Below are 22,619 nucleotides of genomic sequence, written 5' to 3' on the forward strand. Positions count from 1 at the left end.
CGCCGCCGGAAGCCACCATGCTCCCGGGGGTCCCCAGCTGGAGCCTGCCATGCATCTGCGCCCGATCACCCTTGCCGTCGCCCTCGCGTTCGGCATCGCCGCCCTGCCCTCCATAGCCGCACCGGCGAAGGCGCCCACCGCGTCCGCGACGCAGTCGTCGAAGGGCCAGAAGCTCACCGCCATGTACGAGCAGTACTGGGAAGAGCTGCTCAAGCTCAACCCGCTGCAGGCCACCTTCCAGGGTGACCCCCGCTACAACGACCAGATGCCGAACTACCTCACGGCGGAGTACCGCAAGAAGACGCACGACTTCACCGTGAAGTGGCTGGATGCGGTGCAGAAAGTCGGCGGCGACGGACTCACCGGGCAGGATCTGCTGAGCTACGAGATCTTCGTCGACGGCGCCAAGCGTTCGCTCGAGGGCGAGCAGTTCCCCGACTGGATGATGCCGGTCAACCAGATGGGCAGCATCGCGAGCTACGGCGCGATGTTCGGTTCGGGCACCGGCCCGCAGCCGTTCAAGACCGTCAAGGACTACGACAACTGGCTCAAGCGCGCGAACGCGCTGCCGGCGATCTTCGATACCGCCGTTTCGAACATGCGCGAAGGCATCAAGGCCGGCGTCGTGCAGCCGCGCGTGCTGATGGTGAAGGTGGTGCCGCAGCTCGACGCGCTGATCAACGACGACGCGACCAAGACGCTGTTCTGGGGCCCGATCACCAACATGCCGAAGGATTTCTCGGCCGCGGATCGCGAGCGCCTGACCAAGGCCTACCGCACGATGATCACCACGCAGGTGATGCCGGCCTACAAGCGCCTGCGCGCCTTCATCAACGACGAATACCTGCCGAAGACGCGCGAGACGGTGGGCCTCGACGCGCTGCCGAACGGACAGGCCTGGTATGCGTACAACGTGCGCAACAGCACCACGACCAGCCGCACGCCCGCGGAGATCCACCAGCTCGGCCTGGACGAGGTCGCGCGCATCCAGGGCGCGATGCAGGGCGTGATGCAGCAGGTCGGCTTCAAGGGCTCGCTGCAGGACTTCTTCAAGTTCATGCGCACCGATCCTCAGTTCAACTTCAAGACCGAAGACGAGCTGCTGGCGTACTACCGCAACCTCGAGAAGTCGGTAAATGCCGGCATCCCGAAGCAGTTCTCGCTGGTGCCGAAGTCGCCGTTCGAAATCCGTCCGGTCGAAGCCTTCCGCGCCAAGTCGGCCGCCGGCGGCGAATACCAGAGCGCCAGTGAGGACGGCAAGCGTCCGGGCATCTTCTACGTCAACACCTACGACCTCCCGGCGCGCAAGAAGTGGGACGCCGAGGATCTCTACCTGCACGAAGCGATCCCGGGCCATCACTTCCAGATCTCGCTGCAGCAGGAAATGGGCACGATGCCGAAGTTCCGCCGCTTCGGTGGCGAGACCGCGTTCGCCGAAGGCTGGGGCCTGTACGCCGAATCGCTGGGCAAGGACCTGGGCGTCTACCAGGATCCGTATAGCTACTTCGGCTACCTGCAGAACGAGCTGTGGCGCGCGATCCGCCTGGTCACCGACACCGGCCTGCACAGCAAGGGCTGGAGCCGCGACCAGGTGATCAAGTACATGCTCGACAACTCGGCCGAGAGCGAAACGCAGGCCACCGCCGAAGCCGAGCGCTACATCGCGTGGCCGAGCCAGGCGCTGGCGTACAAGTCGGGCGAGCTGAAGATCAAGGAGCTGCGTGCACGCGCGCAGCAGGCACTCGGCCCGAAGTTCGACATCCGCGAATTCCACGCCGAAGTGCTGAAGGACGGCGCGGTGCCGCTGGACGTGCTGGACGCCAAGATCAATCGCTGGATCGAGGCCAAGAAAGCGTCCTGACCGGCGCGAATGCTTCACCGGACGGGCCGCGAAAGCGGCCCGTTCGCATTTGGGGCCACCCGAAGCGACCGCCGGGCCACCAGCCGCGACCGTGCATCGGCGCGGGTCAACCGCGCGCATGCATCGGGCGTTGTCGACTCCGATCATCCACGGGCCGCCATGGACCGTCGCCTTCCGAGCCGTTTCACCGTCGTCGTGCGCCGCCGCGCTCCAGCGCGGGCGGGGTCCCGGCGCAGGTGGGATTCGCGGCGACTACCGGCGCCCCGCATCGCACGGACCGCATGCCCATGACGCACGACGCGCATCCCAACCGCCGATACGCCACGCTTCGCGACGCGCTCGCGATCGCCGCCGGCATCGCGTTCGGCGTGGCGCTGCTGGCCCTCGCGTTCCTGCTGGCGGCACGTCCCATCGATACCGCGAGGCCGCTAGATGCCTGCGAATCGGCGCAGGATCGCGCACCAATGACGCGCGCCTGCGCCAAACCCGTCAACCGCGAGCTTCCCCGGGCGTTTCCGTCCGGGGAGGACGCGCGATGACCGACGAACAACATAGACGACTCGCCAGCACGCACAACCGGTTCGGCCTGGGCGCACGCCCGGGCGACCTCGACCGTGCCGACGACCCGCACGCAGTGCTCGCGCGCCAGCTTTCGGGCGATGCCCGCGCGACCGCATTTACCGGCCTGCCGACCAGCGCTGATTACCTCCATCGCGAAGCGACGGTGCTCGCCATGGTGCGACAGGCGAAGCGCACGCAGAACGACACCACGATGGTGCCGGCGCAGGACGATGCCGCTCCCTTGCAGGGACGCAATCGCCAGACCGGTGGGCGCGGCGAATTGCGGCAGTCCGTGCGTGCCGAACTCGATGCGCGCTACCGCCATGCTGCGACGACGCCCGACGGCTTCGCGGAACGGCTCGTTCGCTTCTGGTCGAATCATTTCGCGGTGTCAATCGACAAACGCCAGGCGCTGCTCTACGCGGCGCCGATGGAGCGAGAAGCCATTCGCCCGAATGCGTCCGGGTACTTCGGCGATCTGCTCTTCGCTGTCGAGCAGCACCCCGCGATGCTGCGCTACCTCGACAACGTGCGTTCGATCGGCGACGACTCACGCATCGCCCGTCGTGTCGCCGGCAAGCGCCAGCTCGGACTCAACGAGAACCTGGCGCGCGAGATCCTCGAGCTTCATACGCTGGGCGTCGATGGGGGCTACACGCAGGCGGACGTCACCGAGCTGGCGCGCGCGATCACCGGCTGGAGCACGCCGGCGCCGCGCGACGTGCTCGACAGCGTGCCAGCCTCGGCGTTCGTGTTCCGCGCCAACGCACACGAAGGCGGCGCGCGCAGCGTGGTGGGTCGCCGCTATGCGGACGCGGGCATCGAGCAGGGACGCGCGATCCTGCGCGATCTCGCAGTGCACCCCTCAACGGCCCGCCACGTATCGACCAAGCTCGCAAGGCATTTCATCGCGGATGAACCGCCGAAGGCGGTCGTCGACCGCATGACGCAGGCGTGGATCCGCAGTAACGGCCAACTCGTCGATGTGTATCGCGCGCTGATCGACAGCCCCGAGGCGTGGGACGCGGGCGCGCGCAAGTTCCGCACGCCGGATGACTTCATCGTCGCCGCGCTGCGCTCGCTCGACGCCGAACAGCCGATCGCACGCCTGCAGCCGGTGCTGACGCAACTTGGCGAACCGGCGTTCACCCCGCGTTCCCCGGCCGGTTTTCCCGACATCACGAGTGCGTGGAGCGGTGGCGACGCGTTGTTCAAGCGCGTGCAGGCCGCGCAACGGCTTGCGACGCTCGCATCGATGCTCGACCCGCTCGCGACCGCACGCAGCGCACTCGGACCGCATCTCGACAACGCGACTGCGACCACGTTGCGTCGCGCCGAATCCGCACGTTCCGGTCTCGCGCTGCTGTTCGCGAGCCCCGCGTTCCAGTGGAGAACCTGACATGGATGCGAGCCGACGCCGCTTCCTCGCCGTCGCAGGTGCCAGCGCCTCACTCGCGCTGTGGCCGCGACTCCCCTCGTTCGCCGGCGCGCTGCGCGGCAACGGCGATGCACGCTTCGTGGTCGTACTGCTGCGTGGCGGGCTGGATGCGCTGCACGCGCTCCCGCCGGTCGGCGATCCGGACTATCTGCGGCTGCGTCGCGACCTAGCAGTCACCGACGCGCTGCCCCTCGGCGGCGGCTTCGGGTTGCATCCATCGCTGTCGTTCGCATCGCAGCTGTACGCGTCGAAACAGTTCATGCCGGTGGTCGCCATCGCGCCCCCGTATCGCGGACGCTCGCACTTCGAGGCACAGGACAACGTCGAAAGCGGAGGCGATGCGAGCGCGCACCTGCAGACAGGCTGGCTGAGCCGGACGAGCGCGTCGATGACGGGTGCGGATGCGCTCGCGGTGGCGAGCGTCGCGCCGCTGTCGGCGCGCGGGCCGGGGCACGTGCGCACGTGGTCGCCGCCATTCGCGGACGATGTCGACCCGATGATGTTGCAGCGCCTGCAGGCGCTGTACGCGAACGATCGCGAACTCGCGCCGTCGTTCGCCGAAGCGATGCGCAACGGCGACATGGGCAGCAGCGGTGCGTTGCGCCTGCCGCAGGCAATGCAGGCGGCGGCGACGTTCATGCGTGCCGCGGATGGCCCGCGCATCGCGTTCGTCGAGGACACCGGGTGGGACAGCCACGGCGGGCAGGCGTATCAGCTGAAGCGAAAGCTCGGCGAACTCGACGCCGGCCTGCGCGCGTTCCACGACGCCGGGCAACCTGTCTGGTCAAAAACGGTCATCGCGATCGTCACGGAATTCGGTCGTACCGCCGCGGCCAACGGCACCGGCGGCACCGATCACGGCACCGGCGGCGTCGCGTTCCTCGCGGGCGGCGCGGTGCGGGGCGGACGCATCGCCGGCGACTGGCCCGGGCTGTCGTCGTCCGCGTTGTTCGAAGGCCGCGACCTACACGCGACCAGCGACCTGCGCGCCCTGTTCAAGGGCGTGCTGGTCGACCACATGGGTGTGGATCGCACGGCGGTCGAGCGTCAGGTGTTCCCCGACAGCGCGACCGCGCGCGCGATGGGCGGCCTGGTGGCCTGACGCGTCGTCGCCTTAGCGCGACGGACGCGCCGACCTGCTCGCCGCGCTACGCGGCTTGCCGGTGTGCGCATGGGCATGCGCGGTGCGCGCAGCCGGCTTGCCATGCGGACGATGCGACGGACGCGGAGTGCGCTGCGCCTGCACCGGCTTCATGTCCATGCGCAGCGCACGCGTCGGCGCGAAGCCTTCGACGGTCACCTGCTGCACGTTGGCGCCAAGCATCTTCTGCACCTGCGCGAGCAGGCCGCCTTCGTCGACGCCGACCAGCGAGATCGCCTCGCCCGTCGCGCCGTTGCGACCGGTGCGGCCGATGCGGTGCACGTAGTCCTCGGCGACCATCGGCAGGTCGAAGTTGATCACCAGCGGCAGGTCCGGAATGTCCAGGCCACGCGCAGCGACGTCGGTCGCAACCAGCACGCGAGCGCGGCCGGCCTTGAATGCGTCGAGCGCCTTCTGGCGCTGGCCCTGGCTCTTGTTGCCGTGGATCGCGACGGCCTTCAGGCCGGCTTCCTCGAGCTGCTCGGCAAGGCGGTTGCAGCCATGCTTGGTGCGGCCGAAGACCAGCACGCGATCCTGGAAGCGCGTAGCCAGCAGGTGCACCAGCAGGTCCTTCTTGCGGCTGCCGTCGACCGGATGCGCGATGTGCTTGATCGTCGACGCAACGGTATTGCGCGCGGCGACTTCGACTTCGACCGGGTTACGCATGAAGTCCATGGCGAGGCCACGGATGCGCGGCTCGAACGTGGCCGAGAACAGCAGCGTCTGCCGCGCCTTCGGCACGGTGTTGACGATGCGCTTGATCGCCGGCATGAAGCCCATGTCGAGCATGCGGTCGGCTTCGTCGAGCACGAGGATCTCGATCGCGTCGAGCTTGGCGGTGCCGCGCTCGAGGTGGTCGATCAGGCGGCCCGGCGTGGCGACCATGATGTCGACGCCACGACGCAGCACGTCCATCTGCGGACCCATGCCGACGCCGCCGAAGATCATGCAGGTATGCAGCTGCAGGTGGCGGGCGTAGGAACGCAGGCTCTCGTTGACCTGCACCGCGAGTTCGCGCGTCGGCACGAGGATGAGCGCTCGCGGACGGCGCGGCCCCTGGGCGGCGGTCGTCTTGGACAGGCGGGCAAGCAGCGGCAGCGCGAACGCGCCGGTCTTGCCGGTGCCCGTCTGCGCGGCGCCGAGGACGTCACGGCCGGCGAGAACCGCGGGGATGGCGGCCTGCTGGATCGGCGTCGGGGTGTTGTAGTTGAGGACTGCGAGCGCGCGCAGCACGGCGGGCGGCAGGCCGAGCGCCTCGAAGGTCGAGGGTTCAGTCATGGTGGTGCTCCAATGGAAATACGCCGCGGGGATAACCGCGGGTCCACTCGGAGCCTTCCAGACCGCGCTGCGAGTAAAGGGGTGACGCGCCGGAAAGGCCCGGAACGTGTCGGCGTCGAGAATGCGTGCGGATGACGTCGCGATGCCGCATGGGGCGGCAAGGGCCGAAAGGGCCTGCGAGAACCGTGGAAAACGCGCCCCGAAGGAGCGGATGCCAGACGCTGAACGGTGTGCATCCTACGTGAAAAGCCGACGCCCTGCCCGGCCGCTTGTGGTTACGGTTCAGTCCGGCTCGCCGACATGACCTCCGGCACGCTTCCGATAACGCACCCGCGGGTAACGTCCGGCCAACATGCCATCCGGCGTGTCGCCCGCGCCTGCGCGCCCGGGCCGACCCCTGTCCCGGCTCCGGAGCCCGACGTGACCCCAAAGAACCGCACCCTCCCGCTTGCCCTCGCCGTCGTGGCCGTCCTGGCCGGTGGCGTCGCCGCCTATGCCGCGCCCAAGGCCGCGGGCGACCTCAGCATCGACGCGTCGAAGCTGCCGCCGGTCAACCGTTTCATGAAGAGCGACCTCGACCCGTCGAAGAACGCGTGCACGGACTTCGGCGGCTACGTCAACGGCAAGTGGCTGGCCTCGCACCCGATCCCGTCCGACCGCACGTCGTGGGGCGCGTTCGAGATGCTCGACGAGCGGAGCAACGCCGCGCAGCGCCAGATCGCCGAGAAGGTCGCGGGCGACAAGAACGCGACGGGCGTGCAGAAGATCGTCGGTGATTTCTGGGCGACCGGCATGGACACCAAGTCGATCAACGCGCAGGGCATCGCGCCGCTGAAGTCGCGCCTGGCCGCGATCGACGCGCTCGACGACAAGGGCGAGATCGCCGACTACCTGCGCAAGAGCGCGGCGTCGGGCGAGAACGTTCTGTTCGGCTTCGGTTCGACGCCGGACTACAAGAACTCGTCGGTCAACATCGGCGTCGCGTTCCAGGGCGGCCTGGGCCTGCCGGACACGACGTTCTATACGGACGCCACCAAGGCCGGCGTGCTGAAGGCGTACGAAGCGCACGTCGCCAAGGTGCTGACGCTGTCGGGCGTGTCGGCCGCCGACGCCGCCAAGCAGGCGAAGGACGTGGTCGCGTTCGAGACGCGCCTTGCGAAGGCGTCGAAGTCGCGTTCGGAGCTGTCGCGCGACGCCGAGCTGTTCTACCACCCGGTCAGCCCGGCCGAAGCCGACAAGCTGACGCCGAACTTCCCGTGGACGACGTTCTTCCAGTCGCAGGGCCTCGAAGTTCCGTCGATGTTCTCGCTGGCCATTCCGTCCTTCCACCAGGAAGTGAGCAAGATGCTCGGCGACGTGCCGGCGTCGTCGTGGCGCAGCTACCTGCGCTTCCACACTGTCGACGAAGCGTCGCCGTACCTGTCGGACGCGTTCGTCAACGAGAACTTCGCGTTCTACAACCAGACGCTGCGCGGCCAGAAGCAGATCAAGGAGCGCGGCAAGCGCGTGCTCGGGGCGCTCAACGGCGCGGCCGGTGAAGCGATGGGCCAGCTGTACGTCAAGACGGCGTTCTCGGCCGATTCGAAGGCGCGCATGGAGCAGCTCGTGCAGAACCTGCGCGACGCGCAGAAGGCGCGCATCGAGAAGCTCGACTGGATGACCGCCGAAACCAAGCAGAAGGCGCTCGCCAAGTGGGCGGCATTCACGCCGAAGATCGGCTACCCGGACAAGTGGCGTGACTGGTCGGGCCTGCACACCTCGCGCAGCAGCTACATCGCGAATGTGATCGCCGCGAACGAGTTCAACTACAAGTGGGACATCTCGAAGATCGGCAAGCCGGTGGACCGCACCGAATGGGGCATGAGCCCGCAGACGGTGAACGCGTACTACAACCCGTCGATGAACGAGATCGTGTTCCCGGCCGCGATCCTGCAGCCGCCGTTCTTCGACCCCAAGGCGCCGGACGAGATGAACTACGGCGGCATCGGCGCGGTAATCGGCCATGAGATGACGCACGGCTACGACGACCAGGGCAGCCGTTTCGGACCGACCGGCAACTTCGAGAACTGGTGGACCGATGCGGACTCCAAGGGCTTCGAGTCGCGCACCGACAAGCTCGTCAACCAGTTCAACGGTTACGAAGCGGCCCCGGGCCTGAAGGTCGACGGCAAGCACACGCTCGGCGAGAACATCGCGGACCTCGGCGGCCTCAACACCGCCTACGACGCGATGCAGAAGGCGACGGCAGGCAAGCCGGACACGGTGAAGGACGGCCTGACGCGCGACCAGCGCTTCTTCCTCAACTTCGCGACCGTGTGGCGCCGCAACTTCACGCCGGACGAGCTGAAGCTGCGCATCACCACCGATGAGCACGCACCGGCGAACTTCCGCGCGATCGGCGCGCCGTCCAACATGCCGGCGTTCGCGACGGCGTTCCAGTGCAAGGCGGGCAGCCCGATGGTGCGCGGTGGCGACCAGCAGGTCGTGATCTGGTAATCCCACGCGACACGCAGTGAGCGCGAAGGCCCGGGGCAACCCGGGCCTTTCGTTTTTTGCAGCCACGCGCACGAACGCGTGAGGAAATCGTTCAGTGGCTGCGCCGCGCCGTTGCTAGACTCCAGCCGGTTTCCACAAGGACGCTCGCAATGACCGCACGCCCGATCGTCGCCGCACTGGCCGTTGCCCTGCTCACCCTGACGTCCGTCCCCGATTCCGCTGCGGCGACGAAGAAGAAAGCGTCGAGCGCCTCGTCGCGCACTGCCAAGCCCGCCGCGCCGACGGCATGCACCGACTTCTACACCTACGCCAACCAGTCGTGGTTGGCGTCGAACCCGGCAACACCCGGCGTGCCGGCGGTGTCCGCGCTCGACCAGCTGCGCCAGCGCGCCTACCAGCAGCAGGTCGACCTACTCAACAGCGCCATGAGCGCGCCGTCGAACGACGTGCAGAAACTGCTGGGCGACTTCTGGGCGAGCGGCATCGACGAAGCGGCGGTCGAACGCGACGGCGCGAACCCGATCGCACCGCTGCTCAGCCGCATCAATGCGATCAAGAAGGCCAAGGACATTCCGCCGGCGATCGCCGCGCTGCACCAAGTCGGTATTCCCGTCGCATTCAATTTCAGCGCCGACGTCGACCTCGCCGACACCAGCCGCCACATCGGCTACTTCACCGGCGGCGGTATCGGCCTCCAGGATCCCGCGTTCTATTCGCGCACCGACGCCGAAACGCGCGAGGTGATGGACCGCTACCGCACGTACGTGCAGAAGATCCTGTTGCTGACCGGCACGCAGCAGGCGCAGATGCCGCAGGAACTCGCGTACGTGATGGACGTCGAGACGCGCATCGCACAGGCGCTGCGCCCGTTGTCGATCCAGCGCGATCCGCGCGCGAACTACGCCCCGGTGCCGACCGCGAACCTCGCGATGCAGTACAAGCGCCTGCAGCTGGCCGATTTCCTCAAGGCGCAGGGCGTCACCGACGACCAGGTGTCGATGGCGAACCCGGAGCTGTTCACCACGCTCGACAACCTCGTCGCCGGGCTGCCGGTTGAGGAATGGAAGACCTTCCTGCGCTGGCGCGTGGGCGACGCGATGGCGCCCTACCTCGCCAAGTCGTGGCGCGACGCGAACTTCGAGTTCCGCGGCCGGCTGCTCGCCGCGCAAGTGGCGCCGGCATCGCGCCAGCAGGCCGTGCTCGACGCGATCAACCTCGCCGCCGGCCCTATGCTTGGCCGGGAATACGTCGCGCGCTACCTGCCCGCTGCGTCGCGCACGCAGGCCGAAACGATCGCCACGCAGGTGCGCGACGCGCTGTCGTCGATGGTCGACCACGATCCGCGCCTTGGCGACGCGGCGAAGACCGAGGCCAAGGCGAAGCTCGCCGCGCTGAAGATCGAAGTGGGCGCGCCGCGTCGCGACCTCGACTACACCGTCCAGCCGATGGGGCGCGGCAGCTTCGGCAGCAACATGCTGATCGCCTCGACCTGGCGTCATCGCGAGGAAATGAAGCGCATCGGCCGCGGCAATGCGGATCGTCGCTGGGACGTGCTGCCGCAACAGCCCGCGCTGACCTACGACGCGACGCAGAACCGCCTGATCGTCACCGCTGCGATGCTGCAGCCGCCGGTGTTCGACGCGACGCAACCGGTCGCCTCGCTGTACGGCGCGTATGGCGCGCTGGTCGGTCACGAGTTGAGCCACGCGATCGACACGCAGGGCCGCCTCATCGACGCCAAGGGCCAGTCGCGCGACTGGTGGACGCCGACCGAAACCGCGGCGTGGTCGTCGCTGGGCGGCCGTGTTTCGGCGCAGGCCGGCGCCCTCGCCTATCCGCAGCTCACCGGCGTCAACGTCAACGGCACGCTCGTGCGCGACCAGCTGATCGCGGACCAGGCAGGCGTCGAACTCGCGCAGGCCGCGTTGCAGAGCGCACAACCCGGCGCCGCGAAGGAAACCATGCAGGCCTTCTACACGGGCTGGGCGCATCTGTGGCCCGAGCAGGTGTCGGTCGACGAAGCCACCGCGCGCGCGGCGACCAGCGCGTATCCGCCGGGTCGCTGGCGCACTAACGTTCCGCTGATGAACCAGCCGGCGTTCGGTACCGCCTTCGCGTGCAAGGCCGGCAATGCGATGCAGCCGAAGCCCGAGCAACTGGTGCGGTTGTGGCCGTGACCTGACACTGCGTCGCGCATGAAAACGCCCGCTTTCGCGGGCGTTCTTTTTTAGTGCACGACGCGGATATGCGGCGGCTTCGGGCGATTTCCGCGCGACGGCGGCCGGCGTCGCCAGTAACGGATCAACAGCCAACCGAACAGCATGCCGCCCAGATGCGCGAAGTGCGCGACCCCGGGCATCGTGCCGGTAACGCCCATCAGCAACTCCACCACGCCGTAGACGATCACCAGCGTTCGCGCCTTCATCGGCACCGGCGGAATCAGCAGCATCACGCGCTGGTTCGGAAACAGCATGCCGTAGGCGAGAAGCAGGCCGAAGATCGCGCCCGATGCACCGACAGTGGGATACGCATCGCCGCCCATCGCCATCGTGCCGTAACCGACTGCGAGCTGGCACAGCGCGGCGCCGACGACGCAGGTCAGGTAATAGCCGAGGTAACGACGTTCGCCCCAGACGTGCTCGACCTGCGAGCCGAACATCACCAGCGCGAGCATGTTGAAGAACAGGTGCTGCGGGCTGCCGTGCATGAATCCGTAGGTCAGCACCTGCCACGGCATGAACGGCGGCGCGCCATACGCATCACCGGACCCGATCGGCCAAAGCTGCATCATTTCCAGCGCGTCGCCGAGCACGGATTCGCCCGCGAGCCACTGCAGCAGGAACACGACCACATTGACGATCAGCAATACCCGCGTGACGGGCGGCAGTTTGGAAAACATCGCGGCTCCTCGGCAGCCGTCATGTTAACTGCTGCACTGCGGCAGCTGTCGTCACGGCCGCTGCGCGAGCGGCAGTAGCGTTCAGCCCGGCGGTCCCCAGAGCGCTTCATCGAGCGTGCGCGGCTTGCGCATGGCGAGTACGCGTCCCGCTTCCACGCGCACGCCTTCCGCGCGCAACCGCGCGGTCTGTTCGCGAAATCCTTCGGAGCCTTCGGGAAACGCGATGCGTCCGTCGGAGCGCAGCACGCGATGCCACGGCAGGTCGGGCTCGGACGACGTACTGAGCAGCCGCGCAACCATCCGCGCGCGCCCTGGCAGGCCCGCGCGACGGGCCACTTCGCCGTACCCGGCGACCTCGCCCGATGGGATCGCACGGATCGCGGTGAAGATGCGACGTGCGGCGTCGTTCGTGTCCGGGGTCGACATGGCGATAGCATAGTCGCCACAAGGAGGTTCACCCCCCCATGCGCGACTTCAACGATATCCGCGACTACCTCGACGGCGCCGGCCACGACGTCACCGTGCACGACGATGGCCTGGTTTGCATCGAACTGTCGCTCGAGAACGGTCGCCGCCACCAGGCGATCTTCCTCACCCGCATTCCCGACGAGGACGGCCGCAGCTACCTGCGCGTCAGCACCGTGGTTGCGCCGATGACTGGCGTCGACCCGCGGCGCGCGCTCGCGTTCAACTGGGACAGCCAGGTCGGCCATCTCGCGGTCGGTGATCTCGAAGGCGTGCCGCATCTGCAGTTGTGCGAGAACCGCCCGCTCGACGGGCTCGACCTCGCCGAAGTGCATCGCCTCGTGCTCGAGATCGGTGGCGTCGGCGATCGCATGGAACGCACGCTGTCGGCGGGCGGGGACCTGTTCTGATCATTTCGACAGCCTGTCCGCATCGCCGTCGGCGCATAACAGGCTGTTGACGTCTGCCTAACCGCGAAAGGCGGATCGTGGACCCGCGACGGCGATCCCGTCGTGCACTCACCGAAGCGAGTGCGTCTCCCGCTCGGGAGGTAGAGCCCCGGTGGTCGGAGCCCCACCGGGGTTCTTTTGTTTCGCGCCCTGCGTCAGGTCCAGCCGAGCGCGCGCAGCGCTTCGTACGACAGCCAGGCGATGCCGCCCGCGGCGGGAATCGTCAGGATCCACGCCCACACCATGCGTTCGACGACGGTCCAGCGGATCGCGTTGGAACGCTTCGCCGTGCCGACGCCCATGATCGTCGCCGAGATGTTGTGGGTGGTCGATACCGGAATGCCGAGCGCGGATGCGGTGAGGATCACGCTCGCGGCGCTGGCTTCCGCCGCGAAGCCGTTGATCGGCTGCAGCTTCACGAGTTTGTGGCCGAGCGTCTTGATGATGCGCCAGCCGCCCGCCGCGGTGCCGGCCGCCATCACGAGCGCGCACGACACCTTGATCCACGTGTCGATGTCCTTCGTCGCGATCGCATTAGCCGACGGATGCAGGAATGCGAGCCATGACGGCAGCGCGTCGAGCGTTCCGGCCGACTGCGCGCCGAGCAGTGCGATGGCGATGATGCCCATCGTCTTCTGCGCGTCGTTGGAACCGTGCGCGAATCCCATCGCCGCCGCGCTGACGATCTGCGCCTTGCCGAAAAACGCATTCACCGGACGCGGGCGCGCGAAGCGTCGCAACAGGCCGCCGCTCGACGCCATGCCCGAGATGATGGCGTAGAGCAGGCCCATGATCAGGAAACCGACGATGAAGCCCAGCAGCGGCGACGTCACCATCGGGATGATCACTTTCCAGAGCACGCCGCCGCTCTTGAACCACGGGTCCTTGTGCTCGGCCCAGATGATGGCGTGCCAGTTGCCGCGCGCCGCGGCCAACGCCGCGCCGCAGAGTCCGCCGATCAGCGCATGCGACGACGACGACGGCAGGCCCATCGCCCAGGTGATGAGGTTCCAGACGATGCCGCCCATCAGCGCGCACAGCACGAGCTGCGACGAAATCTCGATCACGTGCGCATCGACGATGCCCGACGTGATGGTCTTCGCGACGGCGGTGCCCCAAAGCGCGCCGAACAGGTTCGTGCCCGCGGCGAGCATCACCGCCTGCATGGGCGACAGCACCTTGGTCGCGACGACTGTCGCGATCGAATTGGCGGTGTCGTGGAAACCGTTGATGTACTCGAACACGAGCGCAACGGCCACGACGACCAGCACGAGGGTCAGCATCGGCGTCGCCTCAGGAGTTCTTCAGCACGATTTCGTAGGCGACGGTGCCGGCTTCCTGGCAGCGGTCGATGGCCTTCTCGAGGATCTCGAAGAATTCCTTGAGCAGGAACATCTGCTGCGCCTCGAGGCGGCCGGAATAGATGTCGCGATACAGCTCGAGCATCAGGCGATCGGCTTCGTTCTCGATCGAACGCAGGCGGTCGCTGAGGCCCTTCATCGACTCGAGCTTCATCGTCGGCAGCGCGTGCACCATTTCGACGACCACGCCCGCGGCCTTCTCGAGCATCGCGGCGCGCGGCGCGAAGTCGATGCCCTGCAGGTGGCGTAGCGCCATCGAATAGCGGTCGGCGAACTTCTCGACCTGCTTGGGAATCTTGTACAGCGCGGATGCCAGCGCCTCGATGTCCTCGCGCTCGATCGGCGTGATGAAGCTGTTGACCAGTTCCTGGCGGATCTTGTCGGACGCCGCGCGCTCGCGCTGGCGGGCGAGCTTGAACACGTCCAGCGCCGGGTGGCCGGTGGACTCGCGCAGCATCGCGTGCAGCGCCTTGGTGCTGTCGTGGGCGGCGACGGCGGCCTCGTCGAGCAGCGCGTAGAACTGCTTGCCTTGGCCGAAGATCGTCTGGAGGGAGAACATGCGGGGCATCCCGGGCGTCGAATTGCGGAATTATGACAACGGACGGCCCGCAGCGGTGTGCGGCCGCCTCGTTCACGGGGGGCGCGTCTCGTCACCTGTTAAGATCGCGCCCGCTTTGAACCCTCCCCCGCTCCAATTCGCTCCGTGGACCGCGCCGTCCCATCGAGGCCGGCCCGGCCCGTGGCACGCGCCGCGACCGCCCCATCCGGGAACCCGTCCGTGCGCGACCTGCTGATCGTCTTCCTGCTGGTGGTTTTCAACGCCTTCTTCGCGATGTCGGAGATGGCGGTGATGACCTCGCGCAAGAGCCGTCTGCGGCACATGGCGAGTTCCAGCAAGCGCGCGCACAAGGCGCTCGAGCTCGCGGAATCGCCGGAAAGCTTCCTGTCCGCGGTCCAGCTGTGGATCACCCTGCTCAGCCTGTTGACCGGCTACTTCGGTGGCGAGTCGATGGGCGAGAAGATCGCCGAGCCGCTGCGCGACATTCCCTCGCTGGCGCCGTACGCCACCTACATCGGGCGCGCAAGCGGGTTCCTCGTCGTGCTGTTCTTCTTCGGCCTGATCGGCGAGCTGGTGCCCAAACGCATCGGCACGCTGCGTCCGGAAACCATCGCGGCGCTGGTCGCCTATCCGATGGATTTCTTCGCCAAGATCGCCAAGCCGTTCGTGGTGTTGCTCTCGACCTCCACCCGTTTGCTGCTGCGCCTGCTGCGCCTGGGCGACAGCGGCGACGAGGCGGTCACGGAAGAAGAGATCCGCATGCTGGTGAGCGAAGGCCACGAGCAGGGCGTGATCGACGCCGACGAACGCAAGATGATGAACCGCGTGCTGAGCCTCGGGGACCGCACGACCGAAAGCCTGATGACGCCGCGCATGCGCATTGTCTGGCTCGACGCGTCGGCCGAGCCGGTCGAGAACCTCGAAGCGCTGCACGACGCGCCGTTCTCGCGCTTCCCCGTCTATCGCGGCAGCGACAAGGACGTGTTGGGCATCCTGGAAGCGAAGTCGTTGCTGCGCGCGGTCGGGCGTGGCGAAATGCCATCCTTGTTCGAGGGACTGCGCGAGCCGCTTTTCGTTTCCGAGTCGACGCCGGCACTGAAGTTGCTGGAGATCTTCCGCGAGGAGCAGCAGTCGCTCGCGCTGGTCGTCGACGAATACGGCGACATCAGCGGCCTGGTCACCGTCAACGACCTCATGGGCGCCGTGGTGGGCCGCATGCAGGGCGATGCCGACGAAGGCGCGACCGGAGTCGTCGTGCGCGACGACGGTTCGCTGCTGGTTGACGGCTCGCTCGGTGTCGAGGAGCTGCGCGAGCTGCTCGGCGCGAGCGCCCTGCCCGGCGAGGACGAACACGACTTCCATACCGCGGCCGGCATGGTGATCGCGCAGTTCGGTCGCATCCCGCACGCGGGTGAACATTTCGAGTGGAACGGCTGGCGCATCGAGGTGGTCGACCTCGACGGCCCGCGCGTCGACAAGCTGCTGATGCAGCGGGTGCCGTCGACCGACGAGGACGACGATGGGCGAGCGGGCTGACCACGGCGGCGACCGCGGCACGCGTGCGTTGCTCGACGGTTTCGCCAATGCCGCCTCCGACCACGGGACGACCTTCGCCGAACTGTTCGTCGGGCTGGGCGATCGCGCCTTCGGCATGTTCCTGATCGCCGCCGCGGCGCCGGCATTCATCCCGGTTCCGGGCCTCGCCGGCGGCCTGAGCGGGCCGCTGGTGATGCTGGTCGGCGTGCAGCTTCTGCTGCGCCTTCAACGCCCGTGGTTGCCACGCTTCATCGGTCGCCGCAGCCCGCGTGCGTCCACGCTCGTGCACGTGCGTGACCGGCTCGATCCGTGGCTCGCACGACTCGAGCGCGTGGTGCGCCCGCGCGGCACGGTGCTGCTCGACCACTGGCTGCCCGGCATCGTGACCGGCCTGCTTGTGTTCAGTACCGGCGCGCTGTTGTCACTGCCGATCCCGTTCACCAACTATGTGCTCGGCGTTCTCGTGGTGCTGTTCGCGCTCGCGTTCCTGGAACGCGACGGCGTGCTGATGGGAATCGCGTGGGCGGCGGCCGTAGCCGCGCTGGTGGTGTTCGGGCTGCTGTCGGGAAGCCTGGCCCGCGCCGTCGCGCAGTACCTCTGACTCAGGCCGGAACTTCGTCCGCGATCAGCGCGAGGAATTCTTCCATCTCGAGCGGATGGCCCAGCCAGTAGCCCTGCGCGAGATCGCAACGACGCTCGCGCAGCAGTTCGTACTGACCTTCCTTCTCGACGCCTTCCGCCACCACCGTGATGCCCAGCGAATGCGCCATCGCGATGATCGCGGTGGTCAGCGCGAGGTCGTCCGGGTCGCGCAGCACGTCGGCGACGAAACTGCGATCGATCTTGACGCCGTCCACCGGCACGCGGCGCAGGTGGCTGAGGCCCGAGAAGCCGGTGCCGAAGTCGTCGAGCCAGACTTTCACGCCAAGGGAGCGCAGGCGCGTCAGCAACTGGCTGGCATGCGCTTCGTCGCTGATGACCGCGGTCTCGGTCAGCTCGATGTGCAGTTGATCGGCCGGCAGGCCCGCGTCGCGCAGGCTGGCTTCGACCATGCGCGCGAGATCGCCACTGCGCAGCTGGCGCGGCGACACATTGACCGAGACGAACAGCGGAACCGCGTCGGCGCCGCGCACGTGCTCCCAACGCATCGCGTCGCCGCACGCCGCGCGCATCACCTGCGGGCCGATCGTGTCGATCAGGCCGCTCTGCTCGGCGACGTCGATGAAGACGGACGGCGCGATGACGCCCTGCTCGTGGTGGCGCCAGCGCAGCAGCGCTTCCGCGCCGACGAGACGCTGGTCGCTCAGGCGATAAACCGGCTGGTACACGAGGCGCAGTTCGCCGCGATCCCACGCGCCGCGCAGTTCGTTCTCGAGGTGCACGCGGCGCTCGACCGCCTCGTTCATCGCGCGGCTGTAGAAGCGGTAGCAGTTCTTGCCGGCGACCTTCGCCTGGTACATCGCGATGTCGCCGTTCTTGAGAAGCGACGTCGCGCCGTCGGCGTCGTCGGGGAACAGCGTCACGCCGACCGACGTGCCGAGGAATACCTGCCGCCCCTGCACCACCAGCGGCTCGGACAACACTTCGACGAGGCGTTCGGCCAACCGCGTCGCCGCGGCGCGGACCTGGGTGTCCTCGACGAGGATCACGAACTCGTCGCCACCAAATCGCGCGACGCGCGCATCGGCGCCACCGATCTCGGCGACCGTGTCGGAAATGCGATGCGCGAACTGCAGCAGCACCTCATCGCCCGCATCGTGGCCGAGCGTGTCGTTGATGCGCTTGAAGTCGTCGGCGTCGGCGAACAGCAGCGCGAGCTCGCGGTTCGCACCCTTGAGCTGCATCAGGCGCGCGTCCAGTATTTCGCGGAACGCGAGCCGGTTGGCGAGGCCGGTCAGCGCGTCGGTATACGCCATGCGGCGGATCTCGCGGTCGTGCCGCGCGACGCTCTGGCTCATGCGGCCGAAGGCACGCACCAGATCGCCCAGTTCGTCCTTGCGATTGCTGACCGGCAGACCGGTGTCGAAATGCCCCGCCTCGATCGCGCGCGCCGAATCGGCGAGCTGGCTGATCGGCCGCACCATCGTGCGCTGGATCAGCGCCAGCACGACGCCACCGAGCGCGAGGAGCGCGGTGCTCAACAGCAGGATGGCGAGCAGTTGGCGGCTGCCCAGGTCGCGGATCTGCTGGCTCAACTGGCCCATCGCCACCTGCTGGAAGTCGCGACCTTCGGTGCGGTCGAATCCGATGCGCACGCCACCAAGGCGCGAGCCGCCGATGAGGATGGGCGCGGAGACGTCGAGCATGTCCTGCGTCATCTGCGAATGCAGTTCGCGCGCGCCGATGGCTTCGAACGCCAGCGCATCGTCCATGCGACGGCCGTACGTGGGGATGTCGGGCGTGCCGTCGTGCAGGATGTTGCCGTCGGCGTCGTACACCAGCACGTAGCGCACGCCCGGCTGGCGCAGCGTGCCCTTTGCGAGGTCGCCGACCGCGTCGAGATCGAAGTAATACAGCGGGTTGACCAGCGACTTCGCGAGCTGCTCCGTCGTGCCTTCCGCACGGCGGTGCAGGTTGGCGTCGAGCACCTGGTCGGTGGCGCGGCGCGACAGGCTTTCGACGGTCGTCTGCACTTCCTGCTGGCGCATCCAGAACAGCATCATCAGCGCGCTCGCCGCGAGGATGGCGAAGCCGACCATCGCGAAGAACTGCGCCTGAAGACCGATGCGGAACCTCATTCGACGTCCGCCTTGATGCGCGCAACGCCGCGGCCGATCTCGCCCAGCGAGCGTTCCGAGGCCGGATCGAGCGGCAGGAAGCGCGTGGTACCGAAGAACGCGAGCAGCGCCTCGCGGCCGGCCGGATCATTGGCGGCCTGCAGCAGCACCTCACGAAGACGCGCGGCGACGCGCGGATCGAGATCGCCGCGCACCACTTCGACCGCACGCGGGTAATCGGGCGTCTGTCCGATCAGCATGAAATCGCGTCGGAACGTCGAGGGCACGCGCGCCGGGTTTTCCCAGTCCACATTGCTCATGACGCCGGCGTCGACCAGCCCCTTGTGCACCCACGTCGCGATGTTGAGTTCCGACCGTGCGAACAGGTAACCGATCGCGCCCGCGGCCGGCTGGTCGTCGGGCGAGAGCAGGATTTCCAGGTGCATGCCGCGATCGAGCAGCAGGCCCGCCGGCACGTAGTAGGCACTGGTCGACGACGGCCGCTGGAATGCGATGCGATGGCCGCGCAGGTCGTCCAGCGACGACAGCCCGCGGTCGCGGCGCGCGAAAAACACGCTGTGGTAGCGGCTGACGCCGTCGCGCTCGGTAAGCAGCAGCGGCCGGGCGGCGACGCGCTGTTGCAGCAGCATCGCGGTGCCCGCGGTTTCGGTGACCCAGTCGACGCGACCGCGACGCATGTAGCTCGCCATCTGCTGCGGGTCGCGCGCCATCAGGATGCGGCCTTCGCGGATACCGACGTCGGCCATGCGCGGGACGACGTAGTCCAGCAGCGGCTTGAGCTGGTCGTAATGCGCGGCGGGGTCGTCGCTCACGCGGCCGAGCACGAGCACGCCCGACGACGAATCACCCGCTGCGGCGAGCGGTGTGGGGGCCAGTGCGAGAGCCAGCAGCAGAAGGCAGGCGTAGCGGAGAACGCGCGTGATCAAGGCGGACGACCGTAGGGCCCTCGCGGAGCCTAAAGCAAAACCGCCCGCTTTGGGACGCCGGTCGCGATCCGCGCCATTTTCGTCACATCGGCCGCTTGCGGGGCTAGTCGCTACGGCCGCGGTCGGTCGCTATGCGCGCGATGCGCTGTGCGTCGGCGAGCACGCCGCGGAGCAGGCGCACGTCCCGTTCATCGAGCGACGCGCGGTTGAAGATGCGCCGCAACTTGCGCATGGCGCTGTCGGGGGCGCGGCCCTTGTGGAAGTCGATCGCGTCCAGCGTTTCGCCGAGCTGTCCGTAGAAGCTTTCGAGCTGCTCGTGCGACGCCGGCGGGTCGCGCGGTTCGGCCGCTTCGCCTCGCCCGGCCCGATCGAGCAGCGCCATCCGCACCTCGTACGCCAGCACCTGCACCGCCGCCGCGAGGTTGAGCGAGCTGTAGTCGGGATTGGCGGGGATGTGCACGGCCTGGTGGCAGAGATGCAGCTCGTCATTGGTGAGGCCGGTGCGCTCGCGACCGAACACGAGCGCGACCTCGCCCGCTGAAGCGACGTCGACCACGGTGCCGGCCGCTTCGCGCGGCGACAGTTCGGGCAGCGCGACGCGACGGCTGCGCGCGGTGCAGCCGAGCACGCGCGTGCAGCCCGCCAGCGCTGACGCAAGGTCATCGTGCAGCTCCGCCGCGTCGAGCACGTCGTGCGCGCCGGCGGACAGTGCGAAGGAGTCCACGTCCGGCGCCTTTTCCGGCGCGACCAGGAACAGCCGGCGCAGGCCCATGGTCTTCATCGCGCGGGCGGCCGAGCCCATGTTGCCGGGGTGTTGCGTGCCCACCAGCACGATCCGGATGCGGTCGGCGGCGAGCGTCATGAAATCTGGGGTCATGCCCGCAATGGTAAGCTTCGCGCCCGCCGCCGATGGCGGAATCGCTCTTTTCCACGGCCAGCGCGCCCGGACATCCCCATGCAGAAACCCGCCATCACCTTGATGATCAAGGCCGCGCGCGCCGCCGGCAACGTCCTGCTCCGCCACATGCACAAGCTCGACTCGCTGAACGTCGTCGAGAAGGGCCGCATGGACTTCGCGAGCGAAGTCGACAGCCTGGCCGAGAAGGAAATCATCAAGGAATTCCGCCGCGCCACGCCCGACTACGCGATCCTCGGCGAGGAAAGCGGCCCGCTGAACACCGGCGCGCGCGCGCGCTACACGTGGGTCATCGACCCGCTCGACGGCACCAGCAATTACCTGCGCGGCATCCCGCACTTCTGCGTGTCGATCGCGCTGGTCGAGAACGGCGAGCCGATCAACGGCGTGATCTTCGACCCGCTGCGCAACGAGATCTTCCATGCCTCGCGCGGGGCCGGCGCGGTACTCAACGACAAACGCGTTCGCGTCGCCGACCGCAAGGACCTCGACGGCGCGATGCTGATCACCGGCTTCCCGCCGCGCGAGCGCGAGCGTGCGAGCGCGCACCTCAAGTGCGTCGACTCGTTGCTGGTCCAGGCCGAGGACATCCGTCGCACCGGTTCAGCGGCACTGGATCTCGCCTACGTGGCCGCCGGCCGCGCGGATGCCTACTTCGAGGCCGGCGTGAAGCCGTGGGACATCGCCGCAGGCGTGCTGATGGTGCGCGAAGCGGGCGGCAAGGTGGTCGACTACCGCGGCCGCGCGACCGGCCCGATGGACAATCGCGGGCTGGTAGGCCGTCCGATCGTGGCTGGCAACCTCAAGGTCTGCGACGAACTGCAGAAGCGCATCGTGGACACCGGCTACGCGGCGGCGTTCGACTGAGCAGCCTCGCCCGGTGACTTCCCGGAAGGGCCGCAGCGATGCGGCCCTTCTTCGTTGGCGACGTTGCCTCACAGCACCGCGACCGCCACCCGGACTCCCGAACAAAAAAAGGCCGCATCGCTGCGGCCTTTTTTCATGACGCTTCGAAGTTCCGTTACGGGCGACGCGCGAGCGCCGCTTCGTCCTTCGCCTTCGGCATCAGGTCCTGCTTGCTCACGCCCTGCCAGAGCAGCAACGGGCAGGCGATGAATATCGACGACAGCGTACCGATGACGGTACCGATGATCTGCGCCTCGGCAAGCCCGCGCAGCGATGCGCCACCGAACAGGTACAGCGCGAGCATCGACAGGAAGGCCACGAACGACACGATGACCGTACGTGACAGCGTCTGGTTGATCGCCTTGTTCATGATCTCGCGCGGCGACGCACGCATGCTGCGGAAGTTCTCGCGCACGCGGTCGAAGACGACGATGGTGTCGTTGATCGAGAAGCCCATGACCGCGAGCAGGCCCGCGAGCACCGTCAGGTCGAACTCGTGGCGGGTGATCGCGAACCAGCCGGCGACGATGCTGACGTCGTGCACGGTCGCGATGATCGCGCCGATCGCGAACTTCACCTCGAAGCGGAACGAGATGTAGATCAGCAGCCCGGCAAGCACGAACACGAACGCGTACAGCGACTTCCACGCGAGTTCCTGGCCGACCTGCGGCCCGACGAAGTCGCTGCGCACGATGTGCGCCGGGTTGTCCGGCGTGCCCGCCGCCTGCACCACCGCGGTGGCGGTGCGGTCCTTGGCCTGGCCGCCTTCGGCCTGCATGCGGACCATCAGCTCGCGACCGGTACCGAGACCCTGCACCTGCGCACCATGGAACCCCGCCGCATCCAGCCGGCTGCGCACCTGGTCCGTATCGACCGGACGATCGAAGCGCAGTTCGACCACCGAACCACCGGTGAAATCGAGCGCGAAGTTGAACGTCTTGTCCAGGCCGCCCTGCGACGCGTGGAAGATCATCGCGCCGAACGAGGCCAGCATCAGCAGGCCGGCGATGGTCAGCGAGACCCACCGCAGGCGCATGAAGTCGATGTTGCTGTCGTACGGGAAAACATTGAAAGGCTTCATGGATCGTC

19 protein-coding genes are annotated in these 22,619 nt (G+C 67.8%); 10 read left to right on the forward strand and 9 right to left on the reverse strand.

Translation table 11 applies throughout. The annotated features are described in order from the left end of the window. Positions 1 to 49: 49 nt before the first annotated feature. The 4 genes from ACKTTN_RS10190 (at position 50) to ACKTTN_RS10205 (ending at position 4,962) form a co-directional block, all read left to right on the forward strand. Positions 50 to 1,861 (forward strand): DUF885 domain-containing protein, encoded by a 1,812-nt coding sequence (locus ACKTTN_RS10190; protein WP_407909729.1) that lies wholly within the window; start codon positions 50 to 52, stop codon positions 1,859 to 1,861. A 287-nt stretch (positions 1,862 to 2,148) separates the two neighbouring features. Continuing rightward, positions 2,149 to 2,400, forward strand: a complete 252-nt coding sequence (locus ACKTTN_RS10195) for a hypothetical protein (RefSeq protein ID WP_407909730.1) — start codon at positions 2,149 to 2,151, stop codon at positions 2,398 to 2,400. After that, entirely contained in the window at positions 2,397 to 3,821 is a 1,425-nt protein-coding gene (locus ACKTTN_RS10200) for a DUF1800 domain-containing protein (RefSeq protein ID WP_407909731.1), read from the forward strand. Before ACKTTN_RS10195 ends, ACKTTN_RS10200 begins: the two co-directional genes overlap by 4 nt. Position 3,822: 1 nt before the next feature. Next, positions 3,823 to 4,962, forward strand: coding sequence for a DUF1501 domain-containing protein (locus tag ACKTTN_RS10205; protein WP_407909732.1), 1,140 nt, complete (start codon positions 3,823 to 3,825; stop codon positions 4,960 to 4,962). A gap of 12 nt (positions 4,963 to 4,974) precedes the next feature. Here the strand turns inward: ACKTTN_RS10205 and ACKTTN_RS10210 are convergent, their stop codons facing one another. After that, positions 4,975 to 6,279: a DEAD/DEAH box helicase gene (locus tag ACKTTN_RS10210; RefSeq protein WP_407909733.1), complete on the reverse strand. Its 1,305-nt coding sequence runs from the start codon at positions 6,277 to 6,279 to the stop codon at positions 4,975 to 4,977. A gap of 420 nt (positions 6,280 to 6,699) precedes the next feature. On the opposite strand from ACKTTN_RS10210, the gene ACKTTN_RS10215 reads away from it, so the two are divergent. Further along, positions 6,700 to 8,775 carry a M13 family metallopeptidase gene (locus ACKTTN_RS10215; RefSeq protein WP_407909734.1) on the forward strand — a complete coding sequence of 692 codons (2,076 nt, stop codon included), beginning with the start codon at positions 6,700 to 6,702 and terminating at the stop codon, positions 8,773 to 8,775. 149 nt (positions 8,776 to 8,924) lie between these two features. After that, entirely contained in the window at positions 8,925 to 10,952 is a 2,028-nt protein-coding gene (locus tag ACKTTN_RS10220; RefSeq protein WP_407909735.1) for a M13-type metalloendopeptidase, read from the forward strand. A 50-nt stretch (positions 10,953 to 11,002) separates the two neighbouring features. Here the strand turns inward: ACKTTN_RS10220 and ACKTTN_RS10225 are convergent, their stop codons facing one another. Together ACKTTN_RS10225 and ACKTTN_RS10230 are read right to left on the reverse strand one after the other, a co-directional pair. Next, positions 11,003 to 11,674, reverse strand: coding sequence for a rhomboid family intramembrane serine protease (locus ACKTTN_RS10225; protein WP_407909736.1), 672 nt, complete (start codon positions 11,672 to 11,674; stop codon positions 11,003 to 11,005). Between the two features lie 81 nt (positions 11,675 to 11,755). After that, positions 11,756 to 12,100, reverse strand: coding sequence for an MGMT family protein (locus ACKTTN_RS10230; protein ID WP_407909737.1), 345 nt, complete (start codon positions 12,098 to 12,100; stop codon positions 11,756 to 11,758). Positions 12,101 to 12,138: 38 nt separating this feature from the next. On the opposite strand from ACKTTN_RS10230, the gene ACKTTN_RS10235 reads away from it, so the two are divergent. Beyond that, positions 12,139 to 12,549, forward strand: a complete 411-nt coding sequence (locus ACKTTN_RS10235) for a type III secretion system chaperone family protein (protein ID WP_407909738.1) — start codon at positions 12,139 to 12,141, stop codon at positions 12,547 to 12,549. A gap of 194 nt (positions 12,550 to 12,743) precedes the next feature. Here the strand turns inward: ACKTTN_RS10235 and ACKTTN_RS10240 are convergent, their stop codons facing one another. Then, positions 12,744 to 13,871: an inorganic phosphate transporter gene (locus ACKTTN_RS10240; RefSeq protein ID WP_407909739.1), complete on the reverse strand. Its 1,128-nt coding sequence runs from the start codon at positions 13,869 to 13,871 to the stop codon at positions 12,744 to 12,746. A 10-nt stretch (positions 13,872 to 13,881) separates the two neighbouring features. Continuing rightward, on the reverse strand, positions 13,882 to 14,508 hold the full coding sequence (locus ACKTTN_RS10245; RefSeq protein ID WP_407909740.1) for a DUF47 domain-containing protein: 627 nt from the start codon (positions 14,506 to 14,508) through the stop codon (positions 13,882 to 13,884). Positions 14,509 to 14,727: 219 nt separating this feature from the next. Here ACKTTN_RS10245 and ACKTTN_RS10250 point away from each other — a divergent pair, with 219 nt between their 5' ends. After that, a complete protein-coding gene (locus tag ACKTTN_RS10250; protein ID WP_407909741.1) occupies positions 14,728 to 16,044 on the forward strand; it encodes a hemolysin family protein in 1,317 nt (438 codons plus the stop codon). Then, positions 16,028 to 16,645: an exopolysaccharide biosynthesis protein gene (locus ACKTTN_RS10255; RefSeq protein WP_407909742.1), complete on the forward strand. Its 618-nt coding sequence runs from the start codon at positions 16,028 to 16,030 to the stop codon at positions 16,643 to 16,645. Before ACKTTN_RS10250 ends, ACKTTN_RS10255 begins: the two co-directional genes overlap by 17 nt. A 1-nt stretch (position 16,646) precedes the next feature. Here the strand turns inward: ACKTTN_RS10255 and ACKTTN_RS10260 are convergent, their stop codons facing one another. The 3 genes from ACKTTN_RS10260 to ACKTTN_RS10270 form a co-directional block, all read right to left on the reverse strand. After that, positions 16,647 to 18,782 carry a putative bifunctional diguanylate cyclase/phosphodiesterase gene (locus ACKTTN_RS10260; RefSeq protein WP_407909743.1) on the reverse strand — a complete coding sequence of 712 codons (2,136 nt, stop codon included), beginning with the start codon at positions 18,780 to 18,782 and terminating at the stop codon, positions 16,647 to 16,649. After that, positions 18,779 to 19,708: a phosphate/phosphite/phosphonate ABC transporter substrate-binding protein gene (locus ACKTTN_RS10265; protein ID WP_407909744.1), complete on the reverse strand. Its 930-nt coding sequence runs from the start codon at positions 19,706 to 19,708 to the stop codon at positions 18,779 to 18,781. Before ACKTTN_RS10265 ends, ACKTTN_RS10260 begins: the two co-directional genes overlap by 4 nt. A gap of 103 nt (positions 19,709 to 19,811) precedes the next feature. Then, complete coding sequence (locus ACKTTN_RS10270) at positions 19,812 to 20,585, reverse strand: RNA methyltransferase (RefSeq protein WP_407909745.1); 774 nt, start codon at positions 20,583 to 20,585, stop codon at positions 19,812 to 19,814. Between the two features lie 78 nt (positions 20,586 to 20,663). Here ACKTTN_RS10270 and ACKTTN_RS10275 point away from each other — a divergent pair, with 78 nt between their 5' ends. Next, complete coding sequence (locus ACKTTN_RS10275) at positions 20,664 to 21,491, forward strand: inositol monophosphatase family protein (protein ID WP_407909746.1); 828 nt, start codon at positions 20,664 to 20,666, stop codon at positions 21,489 to 21,491. Between the two features lie 154 nt (positions 21,492 to 21,645). Here ACKTTN_RS10275 and secF read toward each other — a convergent pair whose 3' ends face one another. Continuing rightward, a complete protein-coding gene (secF, locus tag ACKTTN_RS10280; protein ID WP_407909747.1) occupies positions 21,646 to 22,611 on the reverse strand; it encodes a protein translocase subunit SecF in 966 nt (321 codons plus the stop codon). Positions 22,612 to 22,619: the final 8 nt, after the last annotated feature.

Source organism: Lysobacter claricitrinus (genome assembly GCF_045866565.1).
GTDB classification, from domain to species: Bacteria; Pseudomonadota; Gammaproteobacteria; order Xanthomonadales; family Xanthomonadaceae; genus Cognatilysobacter; species Cognatilysobacter claricitrinus.

Excerpts from the sequence above, each read along its gene's own strand:
- ACKTTN_RS10275 (WP_407909746.1), top strand. The coding sequence starts at position 20,664 with ATGCAGAAACCCGCCATCACCTTGATGATCAAGGCCGCGCGCGCCGCC.
- ACKTTN_RS10245 (WP_407909740.1), bottom strand. The coding sequence starts at position 14,508 with ATGTTCTCCCTCCAGACGATCTTCGGCCAAGGCAAGCAGTTCTACGCG.
- ACKTTN_RS10255 (WP_407909742.1), top strand. The coding sequence starts at position 16,028 with ATGGGCGAGCGGGCTGACCACGGCGGCGACCGCGGCACGCGTGCGTTG.
- ACKTTN_RS10205 (WP_407909732.1), top strand. The coding sequence starts at position 3,823 with ATGGATGCGAGCCGACGCCGCTTCCTCGCCGTCGCAGGTGCCAGCGCC.
- ACKTTN_RS10270 (WP_407909745.1), bottom strand. The coding sequence starts at position 20,585 with ATGACCCCAGATTTCATGACGCTCGCCGCCGACCGCATCCGGATCGTG.
- ACKTTN_RS10235 (WP_407909738.1), top strand. The coding sequence starts at position 12,139 with ATGCGCGACTTCAACGATATCCGCGACTACCTCGACGGCGCCGGCCAC.
- ACKTTN_RS10240 (WP_407909739.1), bottom strand. The coding sequence starts at position 13,871 with ATGCTGACCCTCGTGCTGGTCGTCGTGGCCGTTGCGCTCGTGTTCGAG.
- ACKTTN_RS10195 (WP_407909730.1), top strand. The coding sequence starts at position 2,149 with ATGACGCACGACGCGCATCCCAACCGCCGATACGCCACGCTTCGCGAC.
- ACKTTN_RS10200 (WP_407909731.1), top strand. The coding sequence starts at position 2,397 with ATGACCGACGAACAACATAGACGACTCGCCAGCACGCACAACCGGTTC.
- ACKTTN_RS10190 (WP_407909729.1), top strand. The coding sequence starts at position 50 with ATGCATCTGCGCCCGATCACCCTTGCCGTCGCCCTCGCGTTCGGCATC.
- secF (WP_407909747.1), bottom strand. The coding sequence starts at position 22,611 with ATGAAGCCTTTCAATGTTTTCCCGTACGACAGCAACATCGACTTCATG.
- ACKTTN_RS10230 (WP_407909737.1), bottom strand. The coding sequence starts at position 12,100 with ATGTCGACCCCGGACACGAACGACGCCGCACGTCGCATCTTCACCGCG.
- ACKTTN_RS10260 (WP_407909743.1), bottom strand. The coding sequence starts at position 18,782 with ATGAGGTTCCGCATCGGTCTTCAGGCGCAGTTCTTCGCGATGGTCGGC.
- ACKTTN_RS10220 (WP_407909735.1), top strand. The coding sequence starts at position 8,925 with ATGACCGCACGCCCGATCGTCGCCGCACTGGCCGTTGCCCTGCTCACC.
- ACKTTN_RS10225 (WP_407909736.1), bottom strand. The coding sequence starts at position 11,674 with ATGTTTTCCAAACTGCCGCCCGTCACGCGGGTATTGCTGATCGTCAAT.
- ACKTTN_RS10210 (WP_407909733.1), bottom strand. The coding sequence starts at position 6,279 with ATGACTGAACCCTCGACCTTCGAGGCGCTCGGCCTGCCGCCCGCCGTG.